Source organism: Streptomyces sp. BK208, assembly GCF_004364245.1.
In the GTDB taxonomy this organism is placed as follows: domain Bacteria; phylum Actinomycetota; class Actinomycetes; order Streptomycetales; family Streptomycetaceae; genus Streptomyces.
In genome coordinates, this window is the sequence record NZ_SOAV01000017.1 from 80,189 (window position 1) to 103,988 (window position 23,800).

The following is a 23,800-nucleotide window of genomic DNA, read 5'->3' on the forward strand; positions in this document are numbered from 1 at the left end:
GTGGGCCGAGGCAGTGCGCCCGGAGGGAACGCCACCGGCGGTCGCCGGGCGCCGGCGTGTCACTCCTGGCGTGCCGAGCACGTGCGGTGGGCGGGACGTCCGGGCGACAGGTTCCTCCGGCGGGTGTCGTGGTGCGAGGACGGCTTCAACCCCCGGTTGCCCGGCACCCCCGACGCCTACGCCGCCGGCTGCCGTGCCGTGCGTGCGCGCGTTGAACGCCCTGACCGGCGCAGCGCCCACGCCACCCTGTGTCGCGGGGCGCCTCCCCGGCCGTGCGGCACAGGCGGCCGGCATCTCTGCGCCCCTGAGGCCCGCGGGCCGCGGCCTGTGATCCCTTCGCGGACCACTCGCCCCCGTCCGCCGCCGTCGCCGCGTCGATGCGGCGCCGGACCGCGGGTCTCGGCGATCACCGACCTCGGCTCGCCCTCAGCGGTCCGCTCTGCCGCCTCTGATCCTGCGCTCCGGCCAAGATGTGCCGTACGGGACCGAGGCCGTGAGGCCGGGCCTGTCACCTGCGGCCCCGGGAGAAGCGGGTGTCCCTTCCGGGGCGGGTCGCCGGCGCCTCCGACCGGATGTGGCGAGGAGCGGTTCGAGCCGGCGGACACGGTGCTGTGCGCGCCCTGCGCGATGCGCGCAGCAGACCGTCGGCGCCTCACAACCGATGCGGAATCGAGGAACTTTCAGGCCCCGGAGCCGTCTCCGGGTGCGGACCCACCGCGTGGGCGGGACGAGCCGCGACGGCCCAGCAGCCGGCCGACAGCCCGGGGCCCCACGCGCTACCGCTCAAGCACCCCGTCGAACCGCCGGGGCAGCCCCAGCGGATTGTCGTCCCGCAGCTCCTCCGGCAGCAGCGCCTCCGGCACCCCCTGGTACGCCACCGGCCGCAACCAGCGCTCGATGGCCGTGCCCCCCACCGACGTGGACGTCGACGTGGTCGCCGGGTAGGGCCCCCCGTGCTGCTGGGCCGCCGCCACGGCGACTCCGGTCGGCCAGCCGTTGACCAGCACCCGGCCCGCCAGCGGCGTCACCTCGGCGAGGAGCGCCGCCCCGGCGCCCTCCCCCGCCGCCTCCTCGGCGGAGAGCTGCACGGTCGCGGTCAGGTTGCCCGGCAGCCGGGACAGCACGCCCCGCACCTCTTCCTCGTCCCGGTAGCGGGCCACCACGGTGACCGGCCCGAAGCACTCCTCCAGGAGCAGGTCGTGCTCGCCCCGGGCCGCCAGCCGCGCCGCCGGCACGGTGAGGAATCCGGCGCTGACGGTGTGCTCGCCGCCCGCGCCCGGGGTCACCGGGGAGTCCACGTCGGGCAGCGCGGCGCGCTCGGCGACGCCCGCGACGAAGTTGTCCCGCATGCGGTGGTCCAGGAGCACACCGGCGTCGGTGGCGCTGACCGCGTCGGTGAGGGACTTGACCAGGCCGTCCCCGGCGTCACCGGACGGCACCAGCACCAGGCCGGGCTTCACGCAGAACTGCCCGACGCCCAGCGTCATGGAACCGGCCAGGCCCGCACCGATGTCCTCCGCCCGCTCGGTGGCCGCCGCCTCGGTGACGACGACCGGGTTCAGCGAGCCCAGCTCGCCGTGGAAGGGGATCGGCACCGGACGCGCCGCCGCCGCGTCGAAGAGCGCGCGGCCGCCGCGGACGGAGCCCGTGAAGCCGGCCGCGGCGACCAGCGGGTGCCTGATCAGCTCGACGCCCGCCTCGAAGCCGTGCACCAGGCCGAGGACGCCGTCCGGGATGCCGTGGCGGGCCGCGGCCCGGCGCAGCACCTTGGCGACCAGCTCGGACAGCGCCGGGTGGTCGGGGTGTGACTTGACGACGACCGGGCAGCCGGCCGCGAGCGCGCTCGCCGTGTCGCCGCCGGGGACGGAGAAGGCGAAGGGGAAGTTGGACGCCGAGTAGACGGCGACGACGCCGAGCGGCACCTTGTAGCGGCGCAGGTCGGGGATGGGCGGGGTGGCGGTGTCGTCGGGGTGGTTGACGACCACGCCGAGGTACTCGCCCTCGTCGACGATGTCGGCGAAGGCCCGCAGCTGGTAGCAGGTGCGGGCGAGTTCACCGGTGAGCCGGACCGGGCCGAGGGCGGTCTCCGCGTCGGCGACCTCGACGAGGGTGCCCTCGGCCGCCTTCAGCTCGTCGGCGGCGCCGCGCAGGAAGGCCGCGCGCACGGTGCGGTCGGCGAGGGCCTCCCGTGCGGCGTGCGCGGCGCGGACGGCCGCGTCCACCTCCTCGGCCGTGGCTTCCACGGCGACCTGCTCACGCTGCTTCCCGGTACGGGGGTCGACACTCCAGACTGGTGCTGCTGCCACCGCGGGTCCCTCCACGTGCTCTGCACAGAACTCGTTCGATATGCTGAACGCTGTCTCTACTGATGAATATGCTGCTCGCGAGAGTATTTCCCGTCGAACGAAGGGGTCAAGGGCGATGACGGCTGTCGAGACGGGGGGCGGAGCGCAGGTCAAGTCCGCGGTGCGGACGGTTGAGCTGCTCGAGTACTTCGCCGGACGCCCCGGCATGCACTCCCTCGCGTCGGTCCAGGAGGCCGTCGGCTATCCCAAGTCCAGCCTCTACATGCTGCTGCGCACGCTGGTGGAGCTGGGCTGGGTGGAGACCGACGCCACCGGCACGCGGTACGGCATCGGCGTGCGGGCGCTGCTGGTCGGCACCTCGTACATCGACGGCGACGAGGTGGTCGCGGCGGCCCGGCCGACGCTGGACCGGCTCTCGGACGACACGACGGAGACCATCCACCTCGCGCGGCTGGACGGCACGAACGTCGTCTACCTGGCCACCCGGCAGTCCCAGCACTATCTGCGGCCGTTCACCCGGGTCGGCCGCCGGCTGCCCGCGCACTCGACCTCGCTGGGCAAGGCGCTGCTGAGCACCTACAGCGACGAGCAGGTGCGCAAGCTGCTGCCGGAGACGCTGCCCGCGCTCACCGAGCACACCATCACCGACCGGGAGAAGCTCATCGAGGAGCTGCACCAGGTGCGGGAGCAGGGCTTCGCCGTGGACCGGGAGGAGAACACGCTGGGGCTGCGCTGCTTCGGCGTGGCCGTCCCCTACCGGACCCCCGCGCGGGACGCGATCAGCTGCTCGGTGCCGGTGGCGCGGCTGACGCCGGCACACGAGCAGACGGTGAAGGACGCGCTTTTCGACGCACGGGACCGGCTGACGCTGGCCACGCGTAGGCTCTGATCCATGCACATCGCACTGCGCGAGGTCCACGACAGCGATCTGCCCGTCTTCTTCCGGCAGATGAACGATCCACAGTCCCTGCGCATGGCGGCCTTCACCCCCGAGGACCCGGCCGACTGGGACGCGTTCGCCACGCACTGGACGAAGATCCGGGACTCCCGCGACATCGTGCGGACCATCCTCGCCGACGGTGACGTGGTCGGCAGCACCGCGGTGTACGGGGACCCGGGCGAGCGCGAGGTGACGTACTGGGTGGACCGGACGTACTGGGGGCGGGGCGTGGCCACGGCCGCGCTGCGCGCCCTGCTCACCGAGGTGCGGGACCGCCCGCTGTACGCGCGTGCGGCGGCCGACAACACGGGGTCGCGGCGCGTGCTGGAGAAGTGCGGGTTCGTGACCAGCGTGCAGGCGCGGGGGTTCGCACCGGCCCGCGGCGAGGAGATCGACGAGGTCGTCCTGCACCTCGCCGAGTGACGCGCCGGCCCCGGATGAACACTCGATGAGAAAGATGAGAAACCGGGGCACAGGGGAACGATCGCCGCCCGCCCGTTCGTCCTGTCATCGGGATGAACAAGACGATCAGGCGCGCATCGGTCTTCACGCTGCTCCTGGTGTTCGCTCTGCTGGTCAGGGCGACCTGGGTGCAGTTCTACGAGAGCCGTGCGCTCGCGGACAGCAAGGACAACCGGCGGAACGCGATCGAGACGTACGCGGAGCCGCTCGGGGACATCATCGTGGCCGGCCGGCCGGTCACCGGCTCGGCGTCGACGAAGGGCGGCGACCTCGCGTACAAACGCACGTACGAGAACGGGAAGCTCTACGCGGCGGTGACGGGCTACGCCTCGCAGGCGTACGCGCCGACGCAGTTGGAGGGCATCTACCAGGACGTGCTCAACGGCACCGATCCACGGCTGAAGACCGTGATGGACACCGTCACCGACGCACGCGCGAAGCCGGGCAACGTGGTGACCACGATCGACCCGGCCGTGCAGAAGGCCGGGTTCGAGGCGCTGGGCGACAAGAAGGGCGCCGCCGTCGCGATCGACCCGAAGACGGGCCGGATCCTGTCGGTCGTGTCGACCCCCTCCTACGACCCGTCGTCGCTGACCGACGCCAACACCGCGGGTGAGGCGTGGGAGAAGCTGACCGGTGACCCCGACAAGCCGCTGACCAACCGCGCGCTGCGCCAGCCGCTGCCGCCGGGGTCGACGTTCAAACTGGTCGTGGCGGCCGCGGCCCTGGAGAACGGGCTGTACGACTCGGTGGACGAGCGGACCGACAGCCCGGACCCGTACACCCTCCCGGGCACCTCGACGGAGCTGTCCAACGAGAACCCGAACGCCCCGTGCGAGAACGCCACGATCCGCACCGCGCTGCAGTACTCGTGCAACAACGTCTTCGCGAAGATGGCCGTCTCCCTCGGCCAGGACGACCTGCGCGCCACGGCCGAGAAGTTCGGCTTCAACGACGAGACGCAGGACGTGCCCGTCCGGGCCTACACCAGCGTGTACCCGAAGGACATGGACCGGTCGTCGACGGCGCTGACCGGTATCGGCCAGTTCGACGTGACCGCGACGCCGTTGCAGATGGCGATGGTCTCGGCGGCCCTCGCCAACGGCGGCGAGCTGGTCTCCCCGCACATGGTGTCGCAGGTCACCGACAGCGGCGGGGACGTCCTGGAGGACCACACCGACGCGGAGGCGAAGCGGATCGTCAGCTCCTCCACCGCCGCGCAGTTGCAGTCGGCCATGCAGACCGTCGTCAAGGAGGGCACGGGCTCGGGCGCGCAGATGCCCGGAGCGACGGTGGGCGGCAAGACGGGCACGGCCCAGCACGGCGAGAACAACAGCAAGACGCCCTACGCCTGGTTCACCTCGTACGCCAAGTCCGACACCTCGGACGACGAGGTCGCGGTGGCGGTCGTCGTCGAGCAGTCCGACGCCGCCCGCAGCGAGGTCAGCGGCAACGGCCTGGCGGCCCCGGTGGCCAAGGCGATGATGGAGGCGGCCCTCAAGGGCTGACTTTCCGGGGGCCGGCCGGGTTCGGTCTGCCGTACGGTGTTCGGCACCCGGGAAGCCGCTGCGAGGAGGGTCCGCCGTGGGGACAGCCGTCGACGACGCCGCCTCCGCGGAGTTCCACGCCTTCTTCGAGCGCCACTACGCCGAACTGGCCCGGCTCGCCCACCTGCTCACGGGCGAGCCGGACGCCGCCGACGACCTCGCGGCGGACGCCCTGCTGGCCCTGTGGCACCGCTGGGACCGGGTCCGCGCGGCCGACCGCCCGGTGGCGTACGCGCGCGGGGTCGTCGCCAACCTGGCCCGCACCCGCGTGCGGGCCGCCGTGCGCGAACGCAGACGCGTCGCCCTGTTCTGGTCGCAGCGCGCGGAGCCGACGGAGAACCCCGACGTCGCGGGCGTGGTGGACGTACAGGAGGCGCTGCGCCGGCTGCCGTTCCGCAAACGGGCGTGCGTGGTGCTGCGGCACGCCTTCGACCTCTCGGAGAAGGACACGGCGCTTGCCCTGGGCGTCTCGGTGGGCACGGTCAAGAGCCAGACGTCGAAAGGGGTGGCCGAACTCCAGCGGCTGCTCGGCACCCGGACGGCTCCCCGCGCTCCCCAGCAGGTGCGCGCGGCGATCGCGCGCAGCGGTGGCGCGGCGGGAGGGGCCCGATGACCGGACCGCGGCGGGACGGGGGCGAGGCGGGCGCGGAGCTGCGCGCCCGGCTGCACGCGGCGGCCGGGGCGCACCGGCCCGACCGGGCGCGGATGCTGGCCCGGGTGGAACGCGGGATGACGGCCGGGAAGGGCGGGCCGGCCCGCCCGTCGCCGCCGGGCTGGGTTCGGGTGGCGGGGGCGACGGCGGCCGTGGCGGCTGTCCTGGTCGCCGGGGGCCACACCGTCGCCTCGGTGGTGCGGGACGACGCTCCCGTGCCGCGCCCGGCCGCCGGCGCGCACGATGCGCCGGCGCCCGGTCCGCTGTGGTCGAGCGGCACCGTGGACCCGCACAGCAACGACTTCTGGGCGCAGAGCAACGTCACCCTGAGGGCGGGCACCGCCCTGACCGCGCTCACCGTCGAGCTGCGGGTGGCGCAGACGGGCTCGGTGACCTCCACCGGAGCCTGGCGTTCGCTGCCGGAGGCGGACTTCGCGTTCACGGTCGCCGAGCGGGGCGGTTTCCTCGTCTACCGGTGGACGCTCCGGCAGGGCCGTACGGTACCGGCGGGCACGTGGGTGTTCGCTGGGCAGTACAACCACGAGCGCGGCGGCCGGGACGCGGGCGGCGACCGCTGGTCGGTGACGGCCACCGCCCCGTCCGGCCGTCTCTCGACGGCGGGCGGCTTCGCCGCCGGCGGCTGAGCGGGGGTGCGGCTACTCGACGAAGTACGTCGGGTTGGGCAGCTTGTACGTGCGGTCCGCGTAGCCGCCCTGGAGGTCGGAGTACTGGTCGCCGAAGTTGGCGACGATGTCGTAGCCGAGGTCGCGCTCGATGTGCCGGCGGGTGCCCGCCTTGTACTGCACGGTGGTGCACGTCCAGGTGCCCGGGGTGGCGCAGTGGGCCAGGTAGGACGGCGGGTTCGCCTTGTCCTTGAGGAAGATGTGGGACGCGTCGAGGTTCACGTCGGCGCCGACCCGCTTCAGGTTCTGGACGGCGGCGGTGCGCTGCGCCTCGCTGAGGCCGGAGTTGTAGAAGACCTCGACCCCCTTCTTCTCGGCGTACCGCGCCAGCTCGGGGCTGCCGGGGACGGCCGGGCGGTCGGCCCGGTCGACGTAGGCGGCCCAGGTGGTGCCGTCGTAGCCGTAGTTGTTCTTCTTCTCGTAGTCGAGGCTGAGCAGCAGCGTGTCGTCGATGTCGAAGACGACGGCCGGCCTGTCGTGCCGGTGCCGCGCCGCGCGGGCCGCCCGGTCGATCTGCTGCTTCGCGGTGGCGTCCAGGCGGGCCAGGTCGGCGGCGTACGGGCTGTCCGGGGATGCCTGGTAGACGCCGTCGGCGTCGAGCGTGGTGCCGTAGTAGGCGTCGATGTCCTTGGCCAGCACCCCGATGTTGTACGGCTCGTGGGTGGAGTTGGCCGTCGACTGGCCGGCCGTGGCGGCGCCGGTGCCGTACAGGACGGCACCGGCGACGGCACAGGCGGCGGTGACGGTCGCGATGCGCAGTGGTTTATGCATGACACAGGTTTCTACGCGCGTCACCCGGGTGAGCGCGAGACCCGTGGCCGGATTCGCGCCCCCGCATCTGGCAAAGATCACGTCAAGCGGGTCAAGTACCGCACCGGGGAGGGCCGGTCAGTGCCGTCCGCGGTACGGCTGCCGGTCGTGGGGCCGCCAGTCGCCGAGATACGTCTCCCGGGTGTGCCGGGCGGCCTCCGCGCGGGTGAGCTGCGGCCGGTTCTCCGGGACGCTGACCTCGGCGCCGGGCCCGGTGTTGCGGTACTCGGCGAACCGCTGCTCCTGCCAGGGGTACGCGTCCCGCATGTCGGCGTACGGCGCCGCCGCGTCGATGCCCGCGCCGAGGTGGGTCCCGCGCACGGTGAGCATCGGGCGGGCGGTCGGGTCGGAGCTGGGCACCCAGGGGCGGGCCAGCTTGTAGTAGCCGGCCGGGGCCTCGCTGCTGACGCGGCCGCCGGTCACCAGGTAGCCGCGCGGGTTGGCGCCCGCCGTGGACGGCGCGAACACGAAGCCGTACGGGGCCGCGTCGAGGTCGGGGCGGACCAGGGTGCGGAAGTGGCAGTGCTCGTACACCGCGGTCGCCCGGCCGAAGACGAAGTCGACGTCGCCCTCGACGTAGCAGCGCTCGTAGTACTGGCGGGCGAAGGAGGCGAGGTCGCGGGTGTCGGCGTAGAGGGTGTCCTGGTGGCCCAGGAAGCGGCAGTCGTGGAAGGCGGACCGGTCGCCCATGACCTTGATCGCGACCGCCTGGGTGCCGGTCCAGTCGGGCTGGTCGGCGCGCAGCCAGTCGTTGGCGAAGGTGAGCGCGCGGGCGGTGAAGCCGTCGGCGCGCACGGTGGTGGTGGCCGACCCGCTGGTGCCGTAGGTGCCGGAGCCGTCCGGCTTGGGGGTGCCGGCCGCGTTGCCGTACACGATGACGGCGTCGCGCGGGTCCCCGGAGGCGCCGATCCAGGTCGCCCCGGTGCGGTCGGCGTCGACGGAGACCGTCTCGCGGTAGGTGCCGGGGGCGAGGACCAGTGTCCAGCCCTCGCCCCCGGCGGCGTCCACGGCGGCCTGGACGGAGGTGAAGTCGCCGCGGCCGTGCGGGTCGACGTACAGGGTCCTTGGGGTGCGGCGGGCGGCCGGTGAGCCGTGGCGGCCGAAGGGGTGCGGGCGGGGCCGGGTGCCGGCGGCGGCGGGCCCGGCGGCGAGGCCGAGGCCCAGGGCGGCGCCCGCGCCGGCGGTCGTCAGGAGGAAGCCTCTGCGGGAGGGGGCGGGGCGGTGCATGCGGGTGCTCCTTCGGGGCGGACGGGGGCGGTCGGGGTGGGCCGGGGCGGTGCGGGCGCCCCGGCCCGGTTCGTGGGGCGGGCGTCAGCGCAGGCGGTCTGCGCCCGCGCCGTGGTCGACGACGAAGGGGACCGCCAGGGACGGCAGGACCCCGGTGCGCAGCGTCGGCTTCCAGCCCGCGCCGGAGCGGAGGGGGGCTGCCGGGTTCTCGGCGTTGTGGGCGGCGATCAGGTCGACGGTGCGGCCGTTGACGCGGTTGTGCGCGGCGCTGAGCGGCGCGTCGTTCCAGCGCTTGAGCACCTTCGCGGGGCCGACTCCGGCCGGCAGGGTGAAGGCGTTGTGCTCGGCGACGAGGGCGGACTCCTTGCCGACGCCGAAGCTGTAGGCGTAGTCGTCCGAGGCCACGAAGTGGTTGTTGTAGACGTCGACCTGGCCGAAGCGGACGCGGGGCGCGCGCTCGACGAGGTTCCGGAACAGGTTGTGGTGGAAGGTCGCCCTCAGGTGGCCGCGGTCCACGGCGGCGGTGGACTCGCTGTCGCTGTTGCCGATCAGGATGGTCTTGTCGTGGTCGGCGAAGACGTTCCAGGACGCGGTGACGTAGTCGGCGCCCTTGACGATGTCCAGCTGGCCGTCGTGCTGCTGGTAGAGCATGCCGAAGTAGGTGGGTGCCGCGCTGTCGGGGTGCTCGCCGTCGGTGAAGGTGTTGTGGTCCAGCCACACGTGGGTGGAGCCGTACACCACGGCGCTGTCGTACTCGGAGTTCCAGTTGCCCTGGTCCCCGTCGGTCGGGTCCCACTGCGGGAAGCAGTCGACGGGGCTCTCGAAGGTCAGGTTGCGGACGATGACGTTGTCCACGTCCTTGATCTGGAGGCTGGCGCCCTTGAGCGCGGCGCCCCGGCCGACGCCGATGATCGTGGTGTCGGGCGGCACGTTCGCCTTGATGGACCGGTCCTGCTGTGCGGCGGAGGCGCGGCGCAGCCCCTCGGGGCTGTCGTCGGGCTCGGCGCTCAGGTCGGTCTCCCTGCCCCAGTTCTCCGGGGAGTACTTCTCCAGGTAGGCGTCGAAGTCGTAGCCGGGCGCGGCGAACGCCTCGCAGCCCTCCGAGACGGCGTCGACGGTGCCCTTGACCTTGATGATCCTGGGCGCGGTGCCGCCGGCGGCGAGGGCGGCCTTGAACTCGGCCCAGGTGGAGACGGTGTACACGTGCTCGGCGTCGGCGGCGGCCCCGCCGGTGGTACCGGTGCCCTGGGAGGCCCAGCCGTCGTGGGCGGGCAGCGTCTGCCGGGCGGTGTCGTGGGGGTGGTGCCCGGGGCGGGCCTCGGCCGTGGCGGCGGTCAGGCTCAGGACGAGGGCGGTGCAGCCGACGAGGGCGGCGGTTCTACGTGTGGCATGCGCATGCCATCTGCGGGTGCTCATGGTGCGGTTCTCCCTGGTTCTCGGGGCGGTGTGCGAGGTGTTGCGCGCGGTGGACGGTGCGGGGTGTCGTGCGGTGGCCGGTGCGGGGTGTCGCAAGGTGGCCGGTGCGGTGGCTACGCGGTGGCCGGTTCCGGCCAGCTGATCCAGGACCCGGGGATCTCCTCGTCCAGCCGGCGCACGTCCCGGTGCGCCAGCACGCGCTCGCGCAGCAGTTCCCGGGCGACGAGCCGGGCGACCGCGATCGCGCCCGGCGGGTTGAAGTGGGTGTTGTCCTGCTCGGTGGCGGTCCAGTTGAAGTACGCCTTGGTCGCCTCGGCCCCGAGCCGCTGCCACAGCGCGAGCGACAGCGCCTGTACGTCGAGCAGCGCCACGCCCTCCCGCCGCGCGAGCGCCCGCATCGCCGCCGGGTACTCCCCGTGGCTCGGCACGGCGTCGCCCTGCGCGTCGAACCGCCGCCGCTCGACGGGCGTGGCCAGCACCGGCCGCGCCCCTCGGGCCCGCGCCCCGTCGACGTACAGCCGCAGGTGGTCCTGGTACGTCGTCCAGGGCTCGGTGTGGCGGGTGGGGTCCTCGGCCTTCTCGTCGTTGTGCGCGAACTGGATCAGGAGGAAGTCACCGGGCCGGATCGCACCGAGGACGACGTCGAGTCGCCCCTCGTCGACGAAGCTCTTGGAACTCCGCCCGTTCACGGCGTGGTTGGCGACCTCCAGCTCCTTGCGGAGGAAGAACGGCAGGGCCATGCCCCACCCGGTCTCGGGCGCGGCGTCGGCGTACTTCTGCGCGGCGGTGGAGTCTCCGGCGATGTAGAGGGTGCGGGGGCGGCGCCCGCCGGCGTGGGCGGTCTGCGTGGCGGCGAACGCCAGGGGAACGGCGGAGACGGCGGCTGCAGTGACCTGTCTTCGGCTGAGTGACACGCGGGTCACCTTTCGGCGAGGGGCTGGGAAAGACACCTAGGGGGTGTCGTTTGGATCAGGCCGGCTCCGGCCGGCGGTCCCTGTCGTCGACCCGAGCGGGGTCCGGCGCGTGCAGCTGCAAGGCGGAGGGGGGAGTCGACGCGGAGCGTCGGCGAGTGACGACAACGCCGCAGATGCGCGTGCCGGACCCCGCGACCGCGGCAAGATCCAAACGACACCCCCTAGGGGCGCGGGGAACTGCGCGACAAGCCACGGACGGCCCGCAGCCCGCGACGAACGACGGACCGCCCACGGCGAAACCGAAACGGCCGACTAACCCATCTGCTCCGTCCACTCGGCCTGCGCCTCGTTCAGCTTCTCGGCCAGCCCGTTCAGGAAGTCCTTCGCGCTCATGTCACCCAGCAGCACCTTCTGGAACGCCGGCTCGCTCTCCGACTTGGACACCGTGTTCCAGTCCGGCAGGTAGTAGGGCAGCTGGACGATGGTCGTGGACCCGTCGTTCAGCGCCTGCGCGGCCAGCTTCGTCGGCTCGGCCTTCTGGATCCACGCGTCGTTCGAGGCCTCGGTGTTGGACGGCACCTGCCCGGCCGACTCGTTGAACTTCGAGTTCTGCTCCTTCGACGTGGCGAACTCGATGAACTTCCAGGCGGCCTCCTTGTTCTTCGAGCTCTTGAACATGCCGAGCCCGTCGACCGGGTTGGACACCTGGACCCGCTTGCCGGAGGCGCCGGCCGGCTGCGGGATGCCGCGGAACTTGCCGACGCCGAGCGCCTTCACGTGGTCCTGGTAGGAGCCGAGGTTGTGGTTGACCATGCCGATGGTGCCGGTGTCCCACTGGGCGACCATCTTGGCGAAGTCGTTGTTGACGTCGGCGGCCGGCGTGACCTTCTTGTAGAGCGCGGCGTACTTCTCCAGCGCCTCGACGTTCTTCGGGTCGTTGACGGTGGTCTTCTTCTTGTCGGCGTCCCAGAACGAGGTGATGCCGGACTGTCCGTACATGGCGTCGAACGCCTGGGCGATGGACCCGGAACCGCCGCGGATGGTGTAGCCGAACTCGTTCTTGCCCGCGTCGGTCAGCTTCTCGGCGGCCGCGTAGAACTTGTCCCACGTCGTCGGCGCGTCGAGACCGGCCTTCTCGAACAGGTCGGTGCGGTAGTAGAGGACGCCGTTGTTGGCGGAGGTCGGCATCGAGTACAGGGTGCCGTCGCCGCCGCCCGCGGCCTTCAGGGACTCGACCATGTCCTTGTTGAGCTTGTCACTCAGGGAGGACGCGCTGAGCCGGTCGTCCAGCGGCTCCAGGGCGCCCTGCGCGGAGAAGCCCGCGAGCATCGACGCCGTCACGCCGCCGACGTCCGGCAGGCCGCCGCCCTGGATGGCGGTGTCGACCTTGGACTGGTACTCGGTCGCGGCGATCCCGACGTACTCGACGTCGATGTCCGGGTTCGCCTTCTCGAAGTCGGCGATGATCTCCTTCCAGACGGCCGTACGGATGCCGCCGTTGTTGTCCCAGAAGACGATCTTGCCCTTGCCGCTGCCCTCGGCCCCCTTGTCGCCGCCCGCCCCGCTGCCGTCGTCGCCGCAGGCGGTGGCGGTCAGCGCGAGCACGGCTCCCAGGGCGACGGCGGCGGAGGTCCGGCGCCTGGCCGTGCCCTTGTCTCTGCTGCTGAGCATGCTGATCCTCATTGGTCGGCTCTCTTCTTCCGGATCGAACGAAGCGGTGGAACGAAGCGGTGGAACGACAACGTGGGGGTTCAGTGGGGCCCGATGCGGAACCGCGTGAAGGTGGCGGTGCCCGCGTCCGTGTGGCCGGCTGGTGCGAGGGCGAACAGGCCGAGCAGTGCGCCGACCCAGCGCCAGGGGGTGGCGGCGAACTCCCGGCCGACGGAGTGCGGGCCGTCGCCGGGGGCGTCGTCGCCGAGGTCGTAGGAGAAGCGGCAGCGCGCGCCGGGCAGCGTCTCGATCCGCAGCCGGGCCCGCCCGCCGGGCGCGGGGCGCGGCCGGTCGGCGTCCCGCTCGGCCTCGGCCGCCGGCTCGGCGAACCGGTGCACCAGGTGCACGGTCCCGTCGGTGTCCCGCTGGAGCCCGATCCAGCGGTAGGCGTCGCCGAGCACCGCGAGCCCGGCCCGCGCGCCGGGTTCCGTACCGTCCAGCCGCAGCTCGACCTCGATCACCGCCGGGCTGCCGGGGAAGCGCTGGGTGAGGACGCTCGGCAGCAGGCGCAGGTCGTGCGCGTCGGCCGAGCGGACGCAGGCCAGCCGCAGCCCGTCACCGGCGTGCTGGGTGGCCCAGCCCTCGCGGGGGTTGGCCGTCCAGGACCACTGGCGGCCGTACCGTCCGCCGGGGAAGTCGTCGTCGGCCGCGGGCGCGGCGGGCGGCTGCGGGGGCAGGGCGGGGCGGGCGTGCTCGGTGACCGGGGCGCCGTCGTCCCCGAGGACAGGCCAGCCGTCCGGCGACCACGTCATCGGCTGGAGGTGGACCACCCTCCCGTACGCGCCGCGCTGCTGGAAGTGCAGGAACCAGTCCTCACCCGCCGCCGTGCGCACCCAGCCGCCCTGGTGGGGGCCGTTGACGTCGGTGTCCTTCTGTTCGAGGACGACCCTCTCGTCGTACGGTCCGAAGAACTCGCGGGAGCGGAAGGCGCCCTGCCAGCCGGTCTCCACCGATCCGGCGGGGGCGAGAATCCAGAACCAGCCGTCGTGCCGGTAGAGCTTGGGGCCCTCCAGGGTGAACCAGCCGGGGAGCCGGTCGGCGTCGACGATCACCTGGCCCTCGTCGAGGAGTCCGGTGCCGTCGGGACGCATGCGGTGGCCGGTGAGCCGGTTCTTGATCCCGGAGCGGGAGCGGGCCCAGGCGTGCACGAGGTAGGCCTCTCCGGTCTCCTCGTCCCACAGGGGGCAGGGGTCGATCAGGCCCTTGCCCGCCTTGACCAGGTGGGGTGTGGTCCACGGGCCCCGGATGCCGGGGGCGCTGACCTGGAAGACGCCCCGGTCGGGGTCGCCCCAGAAGATCCAGAAGCGGTCGGCGTGATGGCGCAGGGACGGCGCCCAGACGCCGCAGTCGTGGCGGGGTCCGGCGAACTCCCGCTCCGGCTCCAGGCGCTCCAGGGCGTGCCCGACCAGCGTCCAGTCGACCAGGTTCCGGGAGTGCAGGAGCGGCAGTCCGGGGACGCGGCCGAAGCTGGAGGCGGTCAGGTAGAAGTCGTCGCCGACGCGTACGACGTCCGGGTCGGACCAGTCGGCGTTCAGGACCGGGTTGGTGTAGGTCCCGGCGGTCCCGGGAGCCGCGCCCGGGGTGTGCTCGGCGGCGGTCACGGGCTCACCGCCTTGCGGACGAGGGCGGCGGCGCCGTCGGCGTCGAGGCGGCCGTCGGCGACGACGGTGACGATCCGGCGGACCAGGGTGTCACCCGGGGCGAGGGCCACCCGGTCGTCGTGGGCCAGCGAGGACCCGACTCCCGGGTACTCCTCGGTGCGCACGAACCACGGGTCGCGCCGGGTGCGTCCGGTGGCGCCGGCGAACACCAGTGACCAGGTCTCCCCGCTCAGCGCGAGCCAGTCGGCGCCGCGGCCGTGCACCTCCCGCTCGCCCTCCCGGTCGGCGGTGAAGACCCTGGGCGCCGTGCTCTCCTTGCGGGCCCGCCAGAAGAAGCCGCCGTAGGCGGCGCCGGGGCGCCCGTTGGTGGCGGGGCTGCCGAAGGTGAGCGGGTCCGGGGTGACGTTGGTCAGCGAGAAGGTGAAGTCCAGTGCCCAGGCGGTGGCGGTGAGTTCGGTGGCGGCGACCGTGCGGCGCTCGCGGAGCAGTTCGGCGCCGCCGGCGACCCAGCGCAGCTCCTCGACGAAGCCGTCGGGGTCGCGGAGCTGGAAGGCGGTGTGCCGCTGGGTGCCGTGGTTGTCCAGCTCGGTCGGTCCCCGGCCGCGGACGTAGGTGCGCCCGCCCCAGAAGTTGTGCCCCTCGACGTCGGGAACGGCGACACCGACGCCGAGGTGATGGAGGTGGTCGGCGGGGCTGAACTCGGTCACGGCCGTGCCGGCCAGGGTGGTGACGGGGTGCAGGCAGGGGCGCGGCGAGAGCCGGTACGGCAGCTCGGGCCGGGTGACGTACCGGGCGACGGGGCGGCCCGCCACGCGCAGTACCGGGGAGTCGTTGCCGGTCATCGGGTGCTCACCTCGTGACGCGGGTGCTCGGTGCGCGGTGCCCAGGGCGCGCCCAGCTCGGAGTAGAGGCAGAGGGTGTCGGCGGCGGCGGCCACGAGTGCGTCGACGCCGGGGACCACGCGCCGCGCCTCGTCCGGGAGGCGGCGCCAGGCGGCGGCGGGCAGCGGCTCCGGGTCGGGGGCCCGGCGGATCGCCTCGACGACCCGCATGAAGGCGCCCGTCTCGTCCGGCGGCACCAGCAACGGGGCGCCGGTGGCGAGGTGGTCGGCCAGGTTCTCCAGCAGGTCGGTGCGGCCGAGGTGGAACTCCTCGGGGCCGTGGCCGCCGCGCTGGAGCAGGACGCGGTCCTGCTTGTACCAGAAGGTGACGCGTCCGCTGGAGCCGTGCACCAGGACGTACGGCTCGTCGGCCCGCTCCGCGCACAGGGTCGCGGCGACGGTGACGCGGTGCCCGCGCGCGGTGCCGATCCGCACGCAGGAGGTGTCGTCGGCCTCGATGTCGTTGGCGTGGCTCAGCTCGGTCTCGATGCCGGTGACGTCCTCGGCGCGGGCGGTGCCGCCGAGCGCGAGGGCGGTGGCGACGGCGTGCGCCAGCGGGTTGGTGAGCGCGCCGTCGACGACGTCGGCGCCGTTCAGCCGCCGCCTGCCCGACCAGGGGGCGCGGCGGAAGTAGGCCTCGTCCCGTACCCAGGCACCGGCCCCGCCGACGCCCACGACCTCGCCGATCGCACCCTGGGCGACCAGCTCCCGGATGGCGGGCACGGCGTGCGAGCCCAGCGACTGGAACCCGATCTGGCAGGCCACCCCGGCCTCGGCGACCCCGTCGGCCATCCGCCGGAACTCGGCGTACGACGGTGCGGGGGGCTTCTCCAGCAGCAGGTGCACGCCCCGCCGGGCGGCGGTCAGGGCGAGGTCGGTGTGGGTGGGGATCGGCGTGCAGATCACCGCGATCCGGGCGCCGGTGGAGTCGAGCAGGGCGCCGAAGTCGGCCGACTGCTCGGGGAGTTCTCCCCCGGCCTCCTCCTCGGTCAGCGGGGTCAGCTCGCAGATGCCGGCGAGCCGGACCGTTCCCGCCCGTTCCAGGCGGCGGATGTTGGCGACGTGCCAGCGGCCGTGGCCGCGGGCGCCGGCGAGGACGACGGGAACCGGGCTCATCCCTTCACCGCCCCCGCGCTGAAGCCGGTGATCAGCCACTTCTGGATGAAGGCGAAGACGATCACGACGGGGACGGCGGCGACGATGCCGCCGGCGGCGAGCGCGCCGAGGTCGACGCTGTCCGCGCTCATCAGGGAGTTGAGACCGACCGGGATGGTCTGCTTGTGCTGGTTGTTGAGGAACATCAGGGCGAACAGGAAGTGGTTCCAGGAGTGCACGAAGGCGAAGGAGCCCACCGCGATCAGGCCCGGCCGCAGCAGCGGCAGAACGACGATCCGGAAGGCCCGGAAGCGTCCGCAGCCGTCGACCCAGGCGGCCTCCTCCAGGGAGTACGGCACGTTCTTGATGAAGTTGCTGATCAGGATGATCGACAGCGGCAGCTGGAAGACCGTCTCGGCGATGATGACGCTGCCCAGCGAGTTGATCATCTGGAGCCCGGCGAAGATCTCGAACAGCGGCACGAGCAGCAGCGCGCCGGGCACGAACTGGGAGCAGAGCAGGGCGAGCATGAAGCCGCGCTTGATCCTGAAGTCGAACCGGGCGAGGGCGTAGCCGCCGGCCAGGGCGACGAGCGTGGTCATCACCAGGGTCGCGAGGCCGACGTACACGCTGTTCTGGAAGTAGGTGCCGAAGCCGCGGTCGGTCCACACCTTCTCGAAGTGCTCGGTGGTCATCGGCCAGGGCAGGAGCGAGGTCGAGCCGGCCGGGCGCACCGCGAAGAGCACGATCCAGTAGAACGGGATCAGGGTGAAGATCAGGTAGATCCCGAGCGGCAGGTAGATCTGCCAGCGGGGCACCTCGTCCCAGGCCGGGCGCTTCCTGCGCGGCCGCGGCGGCGCGGGGGCGACCGGCGCGGGGGCGGGGGCGGCCGCCGTGGCCTCTTTGGTGATCACTTGTTCTCGCCTCCGAACTTGCTCAGCCGCAGGTAGACGATCGAGCAGAAGAGCAGGATCACGAACGCGACCGTGGTGAGGGCCGACGCGTAGCCGAAGTCATGGGCGTCGACGCTGGTGTTGGCGATGTACAGGGGCAACGTCGTGGTCTCGCCGGCGGGTCCGCCGCCGGTCAGGGTGTAGAGCAGGTCGACGTTGTTGAACTCCCACACCGCGCGCAGCAGCGTGGACAGGATGATGGCGTCCTTCAGGTGCGGCAGCGTGATGTGCCAGAACTGCTTGAGCCGGCTGGCACCGTCGACCTCGGCGGCCTCGTACAGGTCCTTCGAGACGGACTGGAGGTCGGCGAGGATGAGGATCGCGAAGAAGGGCACGCCGCGCCACAGGTCCGCGACCACCGCCGCGGAGAACACGGTCGAGGTGTCGGAGAGCCAACTGGTGCCGTACGAGCCGATGCCCATGTCGGCCAGGTAGCGCGTGACGCCGGTCTGGGAGTTGTAGAGCAGCACCCAGATCGCCGAGGTCAGCACGCCGGAGACGGCCCACGGGGAGAAGACCAGGGCCCGCCCGATGCCGCGCCCCACGAAGGTCTGGTTGACGATGAGCGCCAGCGCCAGACCGAAGAGGAGTTGCAGTCCGACCTCGACGAAGACCCACTTGGCACTGAAGACGAGGGTGTCCCAGAACACCGCGTCGTCGGTGAAGATCTTGACGAAGTTGTCGAAGCCCGCGAATCCGTTCCGCCACGGCTTGGTGGGGTTGTAGTGCTGCAGGCTGTAGTAGAAGACGCTGATGACCGGGTAGGCGATGAAGCCCAGCATCAGCAGGGCGGCCGGTCCGATCAGCAGGTACGGGAGCCTGCGCGGCGTGGCCGAGGCACGGCGCCGCCGGGGTGGCGCGGGCGGTTTCGCCACGGCTGCGGCTTGGGCCATGACAGTTCTCCGTTTCTGGTACGTCGTGCGGGGGTCGGGCGTCGCGGCGGGCGGGCGCCGTACGGGAAGCGCTTTCTCAACCGGCAGGGGTGTGCGCGGATCCGCCCGGCGGTTCAGCCCGCGTAGGGGTCCTGCACCGTGCCGGGGCGGGCCAGGAACTCGAAGTCGCAGCCGGTGTCGGCCTGGGTGATCTGTTCGTTGTAGAGCGCGCCGTAGCCCCGTTCGTAGCGGGCGGGCGGCGGGGTCCAGGCGGCCCTGCGGCGTTCCAGTTCCGCGTCGTCGACGTTGAGCTGGAGGGAGCGCGCCTCGACGTCGAGGGTGATGGAGTCGCCGGTGCGCACCAGGGCGAGCGGTCCGCCGACGTACGACTCGGGGGCCACGTGCAGTACGCAGGCGCCGTAACTGGTGCCGCTCATCCGGGCGTCGGAGATCCGGACCATGTCCCGCACGCCCTGCTTGAGCAGGTGGTCGGGGATGGGCAGCATGCCGTACTCGGGCATGCCGGGACCGCCCTTGGGGCCGGAGTTGCGCAGCACCAGCACGCTGTCGGCGGTGATGTCCAGCGACGGGTCGTTGATGGTGCGCTGCATGGTCCGGTAGTCGTCGAAGACGACGGCGGGACCGGTGTGCTTGAGCAGGTGCGGCTCGGCGGCGATGTGCTTGATGACGGCACCGTCCGGGCAGAGGTTGCCCCGCAGGACGGCGACCCCGCCCTCGTCCGCGACCGGGTTGTCGCGGGTCCTGATGACGTCGTCGTGGTGGACGAGGGCACCGTCCAGCTGCTCCCGCAGGGTGTCGTGGGAGACGGTGGGCCGGTCCAGGTGGAGCAGGTCGGTGATGCGGGAGAGGAAGCCGGGCAGGCCGCCGGCGAAGTGGAAGTCCTCCATCAGGTAGGTCTGTCCGCCGGGGCGGACGTTGGCCAGCACCGGGACGGTGCGGGCGATGCGGTCGAAGTCGTCGAGCGTGAGGGTGACGCCCGCGCGGCCCGCCATGGCGATCAGGTGGATCACGGCGTTGGTGGAGCCGCCGAGGCCGAGCACGGTGATGACCGCGTCCTCGAAGGCGTCGGCGGTGAGGATGTCGCTCAGTCTCCGGTCGCGGTGGACCAGTTCGACGACGCGCAGTCCGGCGGCGGCGGCCATCCGGTCGTGCCCGGAGTCGACGGCGGGGATGCTGGAGGCGCCGGGAACGGTGACACCGAGGGCCTCGGCGGCGGCGGTCAGCGTGGAGGCGGTGCCCATCGTCATGCAGTGGCCGGGCGAGCGGGCCAGGCCGCTCTCCAGTTCCTGCATCTCGCAGTCGCCGATGAGGCCGGCCCGTTTGTCGTCCCAGTACTTCCACATGTCGGTGCCGGAACCGAGGGTCTCGCCGCGCCAGTGCCCGGGGAGCATGGGCCCCGCGGGCACGAAGACGGCGGGCAGGTCGACGCTGGCTGCGCCCATGAGCAGGGCGGGCGTGGACTTGTCGCAGCCGCCCATCAGCACGGCGCCGTCGACCGGGTAGGAGCGCAGCAGTTCCTCGGTCTCCATGGCGAGGAGGTTGCGGTAGAGCATCGGGGTCGGCTTCTGGAAGGTCTCGCTGAGCGTGGAGACCGGGAACTCCAGCGGGAAGCCGCCCGCCTGCCACACGCCCCGCTTCACGGCCTGGGCGCGGTCGCGCAGGTGCACGTGGCAGGGGTTGATGTCGGACCAGGTGTTGAGGATGGCGATGACGGGCTTGCCGAGGTGCTCCTCGGGCAGGTAGCCGAGCTGGCGGGTGCGGGCGCGGTGGCTGAAGGAGCGCAGTCCGTCCGTGCCGTACCACTGGTGGCTGCGCAGCTCCTCGGGGCGCTTGCGGCCGGGCGCGCCGACGGGGCCGGTCATATCGACCATCCCGCGGCGATGGCGGCGACCTCGGCACGCTCGCTCTCGGGCAGCGGCTTGCTCGGCGGGCGGACCTCCCGGCGGCACAGGCCGAGCGAGGCGAGGGCCTCCTTGACCACGGTGACGTTGTTGGCGGAGCCGTTGGCGGCGCGCAGTTCCTCGAAGCGGCGGATCTGCTCCCAGACCTTCATGGCGGCCGGGTAGTCGCCCGCCCGCAGCGCTTCGATCATGTTCAGCGAGACGGCGGGGGCGACGTTGACCAGTCCCGAGGTGAAGCCGGTGGCTCCGGCGGAGAAGTACGAGGGCGCGTACGGCTCGGCGAGCCCGGCGACCCAGACGAAGCGGTCGAGGCCGGCGTCGCGGGCGAACGCGGCGAACCTGGCGGCGTCCGGTACGGCGTACTTCACTCCGATGACGTTGGGGCAGGTGTCGGCGAGGTCGGCGAGGCGGGTGCCGAGGAGCTGGGCGTTGCGGATGTAGGGCACGACGCCCAGCTCCGGCACGGCCTCGGCGATGGCGCGGTGGTAGTCGACCCAGCCGCTCTGGGAGACGTAGGGGTGGACGGGCTGGTGCACCATCACCATGGAGGCGCCCAGGTCGCGGGCGTGCCGGGCGGAGGCGACCGCCGTCGGCACGTCGTGGCCGACGCCGACCAGGATCTCCGCGCGCTCGCCGGCCTCCTCGATCGTCAGCTCGGTGACCAGGCGCCGCTCGGCCGGGTCGAGGGCGTAGAACTCGCCGGTGTTGCCGCCGGGTGTGAGGGTCGTGATGCCACCGTCGAGGAGACGACGCAGCAGGGCCCGGTAGGTGGCGGGGTCGACGGAGCCGTCCTCGGCGAACGGGGTCACCGGGATCGCCACCACGTCGGCCAGGGCCGCCCGCTGGGTCTCGAACGTCGCTGTCATGCCTGACCGTCCTCTTCCTGGGCCGCGGTCCCCGCTTCGGGGAAGGCCCGCTCGACGAACGACGCGATGTGCGCGTGGAGGGCGCGGGCCGCGCCGTCCGCGTCACCGGCGAGGGCGAGGCGCAGGATCTCCTGGTGCTCGCCCGCCTCCCGCTCCCAGGAGGGGTCGGCGGCCCAGGCGACCGCGGAGACGAGGGCCGCCTGGTCGCGGACCTCGTCGAGCATCCGGCCGAGCAGCGGGTTGCCGCAGGGCACGTACAGGGCGCGGTGGAACTCCCGGTTGGCCAGCGACCGTTCGGCCGTGTCCGTGGCGCGGTCGGCCTGGGTGAGCGCGTCGCGTGCGGCGTCCAGGGAGGCTCCGCGGCGCACGGCGCGCCGGAGCGCCTCGGGCTCCAGGAGGAGCCGGACGTCGTAGACCTCGCGCGCCATGTCCGCGTCCACCATGCGCACGGTGACGCCCTTGTACTGGCTCATCACGACCAGTCCGGTACCGGCCAGCGTCTTGAGCGCCTCGCGCACCGGCGTCTTGGACACCCCGAACTGTGCGGCGAGGTCGGTCTCGACCAGGGCCTGGCCGGGCGTCAGCCGGCCGGTGAGGATGCGGCGTTTGATCTCCTCCAGCACGTACTGCGTGCGGGAGGGGATCGGCGTGGGCACAGAGGTCATGCGCGCCTCTCGGAATCTCGCGTCGGATGCGCGGACCGATCTCTGATGTCTGAGATCTCGCGTATCGCGTCTCATATATGACGTACGAAGTACGACGCGTTGAAGGTAAGAGGGGCGCGCGGCCGCGTCAATGGTTCTGACAAAGGAAAGTCGAAGCCGGGTACCTCACTCGCCGGGCGGGGCGGTACCGCGGCGGCGGCCGGGACCGGCCCGGCCGGCCGGTCGTCAGGCGGTGCGGGACCAGCCCGGATCGCGTCCGCTCAGTCCCACCGCCCGCTCCAGCAGCGGCGCGTCGGCGGGCACGGCGACGACGGGGCCGAACATGCCCTCGTCCCGCTCGGACTCCTCGGCGGCGCCCGCCAGGAGTCCGTACGCCGCCTGGAGCGCGGCCTCGTCGGGGGCGTACTCCTGGCCGGTCGCGCGGGCCAGGTCCCAGCCGTGGATCACCAGTTCGTCGGCGACGACGGCTCCGGCGACGGCGCCGGGCAGGTCGATGCCGCCGGCCCGGGTCATGCCGGTCCACGCGTCCGGCTCGCGCCAGGCGTCGGCGACTTCACCCAGGGCCTTCGCGAGGTCCGCGCGCCAGCCGGGCCCGATGTCCGGGACGGACGCCCCGGGGCTGGTGTCGGTCGTGGCGCTGAGGTCCTTGCGCGCGGCGTCGCGGAAGGCGACGGCGAGGTAGGTGAGGTGGCCGAGCAGGTTCCGCACCGCCAGGTCGGGGCAGGGCGTCGGGTCCCCCAGCCGGTCGTCACGCACGCCGTCGGCGAGGCGGGCGAGGATCCGGGCCTGCGGTCCCAGGTCGAGGGTGGCGGGGTCGGTGGCGGGGTCGGTACTCATCGGCTGCTCCTCGGGCTGTGCGGGGCCTGCTCCGTCGGACGGTGGACCCGCCGCACCCGCGAAACTCATCGGTCCGGCCGCGACTAGGACACCTGCCCGATGCGCGCGTCCGGGCCTTAGGCCCACGCTGACCAGGTATGACGACCGCACGAACGGAAGACTCGGCGCAACCGGACGGACGCCCGCCCGTCGTCCGGGTCCTGCGCGACCGCACCGCCGGCCTGTGTCTCGCCTCGGTGGTGGTGTCCGGTTTCGGTACCTCCGCACTGTGGCTGGCGGCGGGCGTGTGGGTGAAGGACCTGACCGGCTCGGACGGGCTCGCGGCGCTGTGCGTGCTCGCGATGTGGGCCCCGACGCTCGTGGGCCCGGCCCTCGGCACCCTGGCCGACCGCGTCCGCCGCAGGCCGCTGCTGATCGCCACGAGCCTGCTGACGGCCTGCCTGCTGCTCACGCTCTTCGCCGTCGACTCACGGGACGGACTGTGGCTGGTCTACGCGGTGCTCCTCGTGTACGGCGCGACGGGCGTCGTCCACGACGCGGCCGAGTCGGCGCTGGTGGCCACCGCCGTCGCCCCCGGGCTGCTCGGGGACTTCAACGGCCTGCGCATGAGCTGCAACGAGGGCATGAAACTGGTGGCGCCGCCGGCCGGAGCGGGCCTGTACGCGGCGTACGGCGGCCCGGCCGTGGCCCTGCTGGACGCGACGACGTTCGTGCTGGCCGCCGGCGTGTACGCCGCGCTGCGGGTGCGGGAGGCACCCCCGGGACGCCCCGCGGGGAACCGGCGGCGGCACACGGCCGAGGGCGCCCGGTACCTGTGGGGACGCCCCGGACTGCGCCCGCTCGTCCTCGCGGGCGGCGTCACGATGCTGTGCGCGGGCGTCAACGGCGCCACGGTGTACGCCGTCGTCGACGACCTCGGCCACTCCCCCGAGTACGCCGGTGCGCTGTACGCCGTCCAGGGGGCCGGGTCGGTGGCGGCCGGCCTGGTCGCCGGGCCGGCCATGCGGCGGCTGGGCGGCCGGCGCTTCGCCACCGCCGGGATCGCCCTGCTCTCCATCGCGGTGGCCGCGCGGGCGGTCCCGAACGACGGAGTGGCCCTGGCCTGCGGCGCGGCGATCGGCGCGGGGCTGCCCGCGGTGCTGATCGCCGCCCTGACCGCCGTCCAGCGGGAGACGCCCGGTCCGCTCCTCGGGCGGGTCACGGCGACGGCCGGCACCCTCGTCTTCACCCCGAACGTCCTCGGCCTGGCCGCGGGCGCGGCCCTGGTGGAAGCGACCGACCTGGCGTTGCTGCTCCCGGCCGTGGGCGCGGCCTTGATGGGGACGGCGGCGGCCCTCGCCCGGCACCCGGCGGTCCCGGGTCCGACTCCGCCGGACACCCCTGACCGGGGCCTGGGGGACCGCTGACCGAGGCCTGGGGGACCGCGCGGACGGCCCCGACGG

General features: G+C 73.0%; 21 protein-coding genes. 6 read left to right on the forward strand and 15 right to left on the reverse strand.

What is annotated here, in order from left to right:
- Nucleotides 1-776 precede the first annotated feature (776 nt).
- Complete coding sequence (locus EV562_RS32495; RefSeq protein WP_133890452.1) at nt 777-2,306, reverse strand: aldehyde dehydrogenase (NADP(+)); 1,530 nt, start codon at nt 2,304-2,306, stop codon at nt 777-779.
- Between the two features lie 115 nt (nt 2,307-2,421).
- Between EV562_RS32495 and EV562_RS32500 the strand changes: the two genes are divergently transcribed.
- The 5 genes from EV562_RS32500 to EV562_RS32520 all read left to right on the forward strand — a co-directional run bounded on the left by EV562_RS32500 (nt 2,422) and on the right by EV562_RS32520 (nt 6,551).
- The gene (locus tag EV562_RS32500) at nt 2,422-3,195 is read left to right on the forward strand and encodes an IclR family transcriptional regulator (protein ID WP_133890453.1); all 774 of its coding nucleotides are present in this window, start codon (nt 2,422-2,424) and stop codon (nt 3,193-3,195) included.
- A 3-nt stretch (nt 3,196-3,198) separates the two neighbouring features.
- Complete coding sequence (locus EV562_RS32505; protein WP_133890454.1) at nt 3,199-3,669, forward strand: GNAT family N-acetyltransferase; 471 nt, start codon at nt 3,199-3,201, stop codon at nt 3,667-3,669.
- Between the two features lie 92 nt (nt 3,670-3,761).
- Nucleotides 3,762-5,216 carry a penicillin-binding protein 2 gene (locus EV562_RS32510; protein WP_133890455.1) on the forward strand — a complete coding sequence of 485 codons (1,455 nt, stop codon included), beginning with the start codon at nt 3,762-3,764 and terminating at the stop codon, nt 5,214-5,216.
- A gap of 76 nt (nt 5,217-5,292) precedes the next feature.
- Nucleotides 5,293-5,868 carry a SigE family RNA polymerase sigma factor gene (locus EV562_RS32515; protein ID WP_133890456.1) on the forward strand — a complete coding sequence of 192 codons (576 nt, stop codon included), beginning with the start codon at nt 5,293-5,295 and terminating at the stop codon, nt 5,866-5,868.
- A complete protein-coding gene (locus EV562_RS32520; protein ID WP_133890457.1) occupies nt 5,865-6,551 on the forward strand; it encodes a hypothetical protein in 687 nt (228 codons plus the stop codon). Before EV562_RS32515 ends, EV562_RS32520 begins: the two co-directional genes overlap by 4 nt.
- Before the next feature lie 12 nt (nt 6,552-6,563).
- On the opposite strand, the gene EV562_RS32525 is transcribed toward EV562_RS32520, so the two are convergent.
- From EV562_RS32525 to EV562_RS32595, 14 genes are all read right to left on the reverse strand, one after another.
- Nucleotides 6,564-7,361, reverse strand: a complete 798-nt coding sequence (locus EV562_RS32525) for an HAD family acid phosphatase (RefSeq protein WP_133890458.1) — start codon at nt 7,359-7,361, stop codon at nt 6,564-6,566.
- 117 nt (nt 7,362-7,478) lie between these two features.
- On the reverse strand, nt 7,479-8,627 hold the full coding sequence (locus tag EV562_RS32530) for a pectinesterase family protein (RefSeq protein ID WP_133890459.1): 1,149 nt from the start codon (nt 8,625-8,627) through the stop codon (nt 7,479-7,481).
- 84 nt (nt 8,628-8,711) lie between these two features.
- Entirely contained in the window at nt 8,712-10,043 is a 1,332-nt protein-coding gene (locus tag EV562_RS32535) for a polysaccharide lyase family 1 protein (protein WP_133890460.1), read from the reverse strand.
- 113 nt (nt 10,044-10,156) lie between these two features.
- Entirely contained in the window at nt 10,157-10,957 is an 801-nt protein-coding gene (locus EV562_RS32540) for a rhamnogalacturonan acetylesterase (RefSeq protein WP_133890461.1), read from the reverse strand.
- Nucleotides 10,958-11,269: 312 nt separating this feature from the next.
- Nucleotides 11,270-12,640, reverse strand: a complete 1,371-nt coding sequence (locus EV562_RS32550) for a sugar ABC transporter substrate-binding protein (RefSeq protein WP_166662111.1) — start codon at nt 12,638-12,640, stop codon at nt 11,270-11,272.
- 68 nt (nt 12,641-12,708) lie between these two features.
- Entirely contained in the window at nt 12,709-14,268 is a 1,560-nt protein-coding gene (locus tag EV562_RS32555; protein ID WP_133890463.1) for a glycoside hydrolase 43 family protein, read from the reverse strand.
- Nucleotides 14,265-15,110: a PmoA family protein gene (locus EV562_RS32560; protein WP_133890464.1), complete on the reverse strand. Its 846-nt coding sequence runs from the start codon at nt 15,108-15,110 to the stop codon at nt 14,265-14,267. The genes EV562_RS32555 and EV562_RS32560 overlap by 4 nt, the downstream gene beginning before the upstream one ends.
- Nucleotides 15,107-16,264, reverse strand: a complete 1,158-nt coding sequence (locus tag EV562_RS32565) for a Gfo/Idh/MocA family oxidoreductase (protein WP_133890465.1) — start codon at nt 16,262-16,264, stop codon at nt 15,107-15,109. The genes EV562_RS32560 and EV562_RS32565 overlap by 4 nt, the downstream gene beginning before the upstream one ends.
- Nucleotides 16,261-17,157 (reverse strand): carbohydrate ABC transporter permease, encoded by an 897-nt coding sequence (locus EV562_RS32570; protein ID WP_133890466.1) that lies wholly within the window; start codon nt 17,155-17,157, stop codon nt 16,261-16,263. Before EV562_RS32570 ends, EV562_RS32565 begins: the two co-directional genes overlap by 4 nt.
- The gene (locus EV562_RS32575) at nt 17,154-18,089 is read right to left on the reverse strand and encodes a sugar ABC transporter permease (RefSeq protein WP_133890467.1); all 936 of its coding nucleotides are present in this window, start codon (nt 18,087-18,089) and stop codon (nt 17,154-17,156) included. Before EV562_RS32575 ends, EV562_RS32570 begins: the two co-directional genes overlap by 4 nt.
- Before the next feature lie 113 nt (nt 18,090-18,202).
- Nucleotides 18,203-19,951 (reverse strand): L-arabinonate dehydratase, encoded by a 1,749-nt coding sequence (araD, locus tag EV562_RS32580; protein ID WP_133890468.1) that lies wholly within the window; start codon nt 19,949-19,951, stop codon nt 18,203-18,205.
- Nucleotides 19,948-20,856, reverse strand: coding sequence for a dihydrodipicolinate synthase family protein (locus tag EV562_RS32585; RefSeq protein WP_133890469.1), 909 nt, complete (start codon nt 20,854-20,856; stop codon nt 19,948-19,950). The genes araD and EV562_RS32585 overlap by 4 nt, the downstream gene beginning before the upstream one ends.
- Nucleotides 20,853-21,521, reverse strand: a complete 669-nt coding sequence (locus tag EV562_RS32590) for a GntR family transcriptional regulator (RefSeq protein ID WP_127893774.1) — start codon at nt 21,519-21,521, stop codon at nt 20,853-20,855. The genes EV562_RS32585 and EV562_RS32590 overlap by 4 nt, the downstream gene beginning before the upstream one ends.
- A gap of 225 nt (nt 21,522-21,746) precedes the next feature.
- On the reverse strand, nt 21,747-22,358 hold the full coding sequence (locus EV562_RS32595) for a TIGR03086 family metal-binding protein (protein ID WP_133890470.1): 612 nt from the start codon (nt 22,356-22,358) through the stop codon (nt 21,747-21,749).
- 137 nt (nt 22,359-22,495) lie between these two features.
- Here EV562_RS32595 and EV562_RS32600 point away from each other — a divergent pair, with 137 nt between their 5' ends.
- A complete protein-coding gene (locus tag EV562_RS32600; protein WP_133890471.1) occupies nt 22,496-23,764 on the forward strand; it encodes an MFS transporter in 1,269 nt (422 codons plus the stop codon).
- The last annotated feature ends 36 nt before the right edge of the window (nt 23,765-23,800 follow it).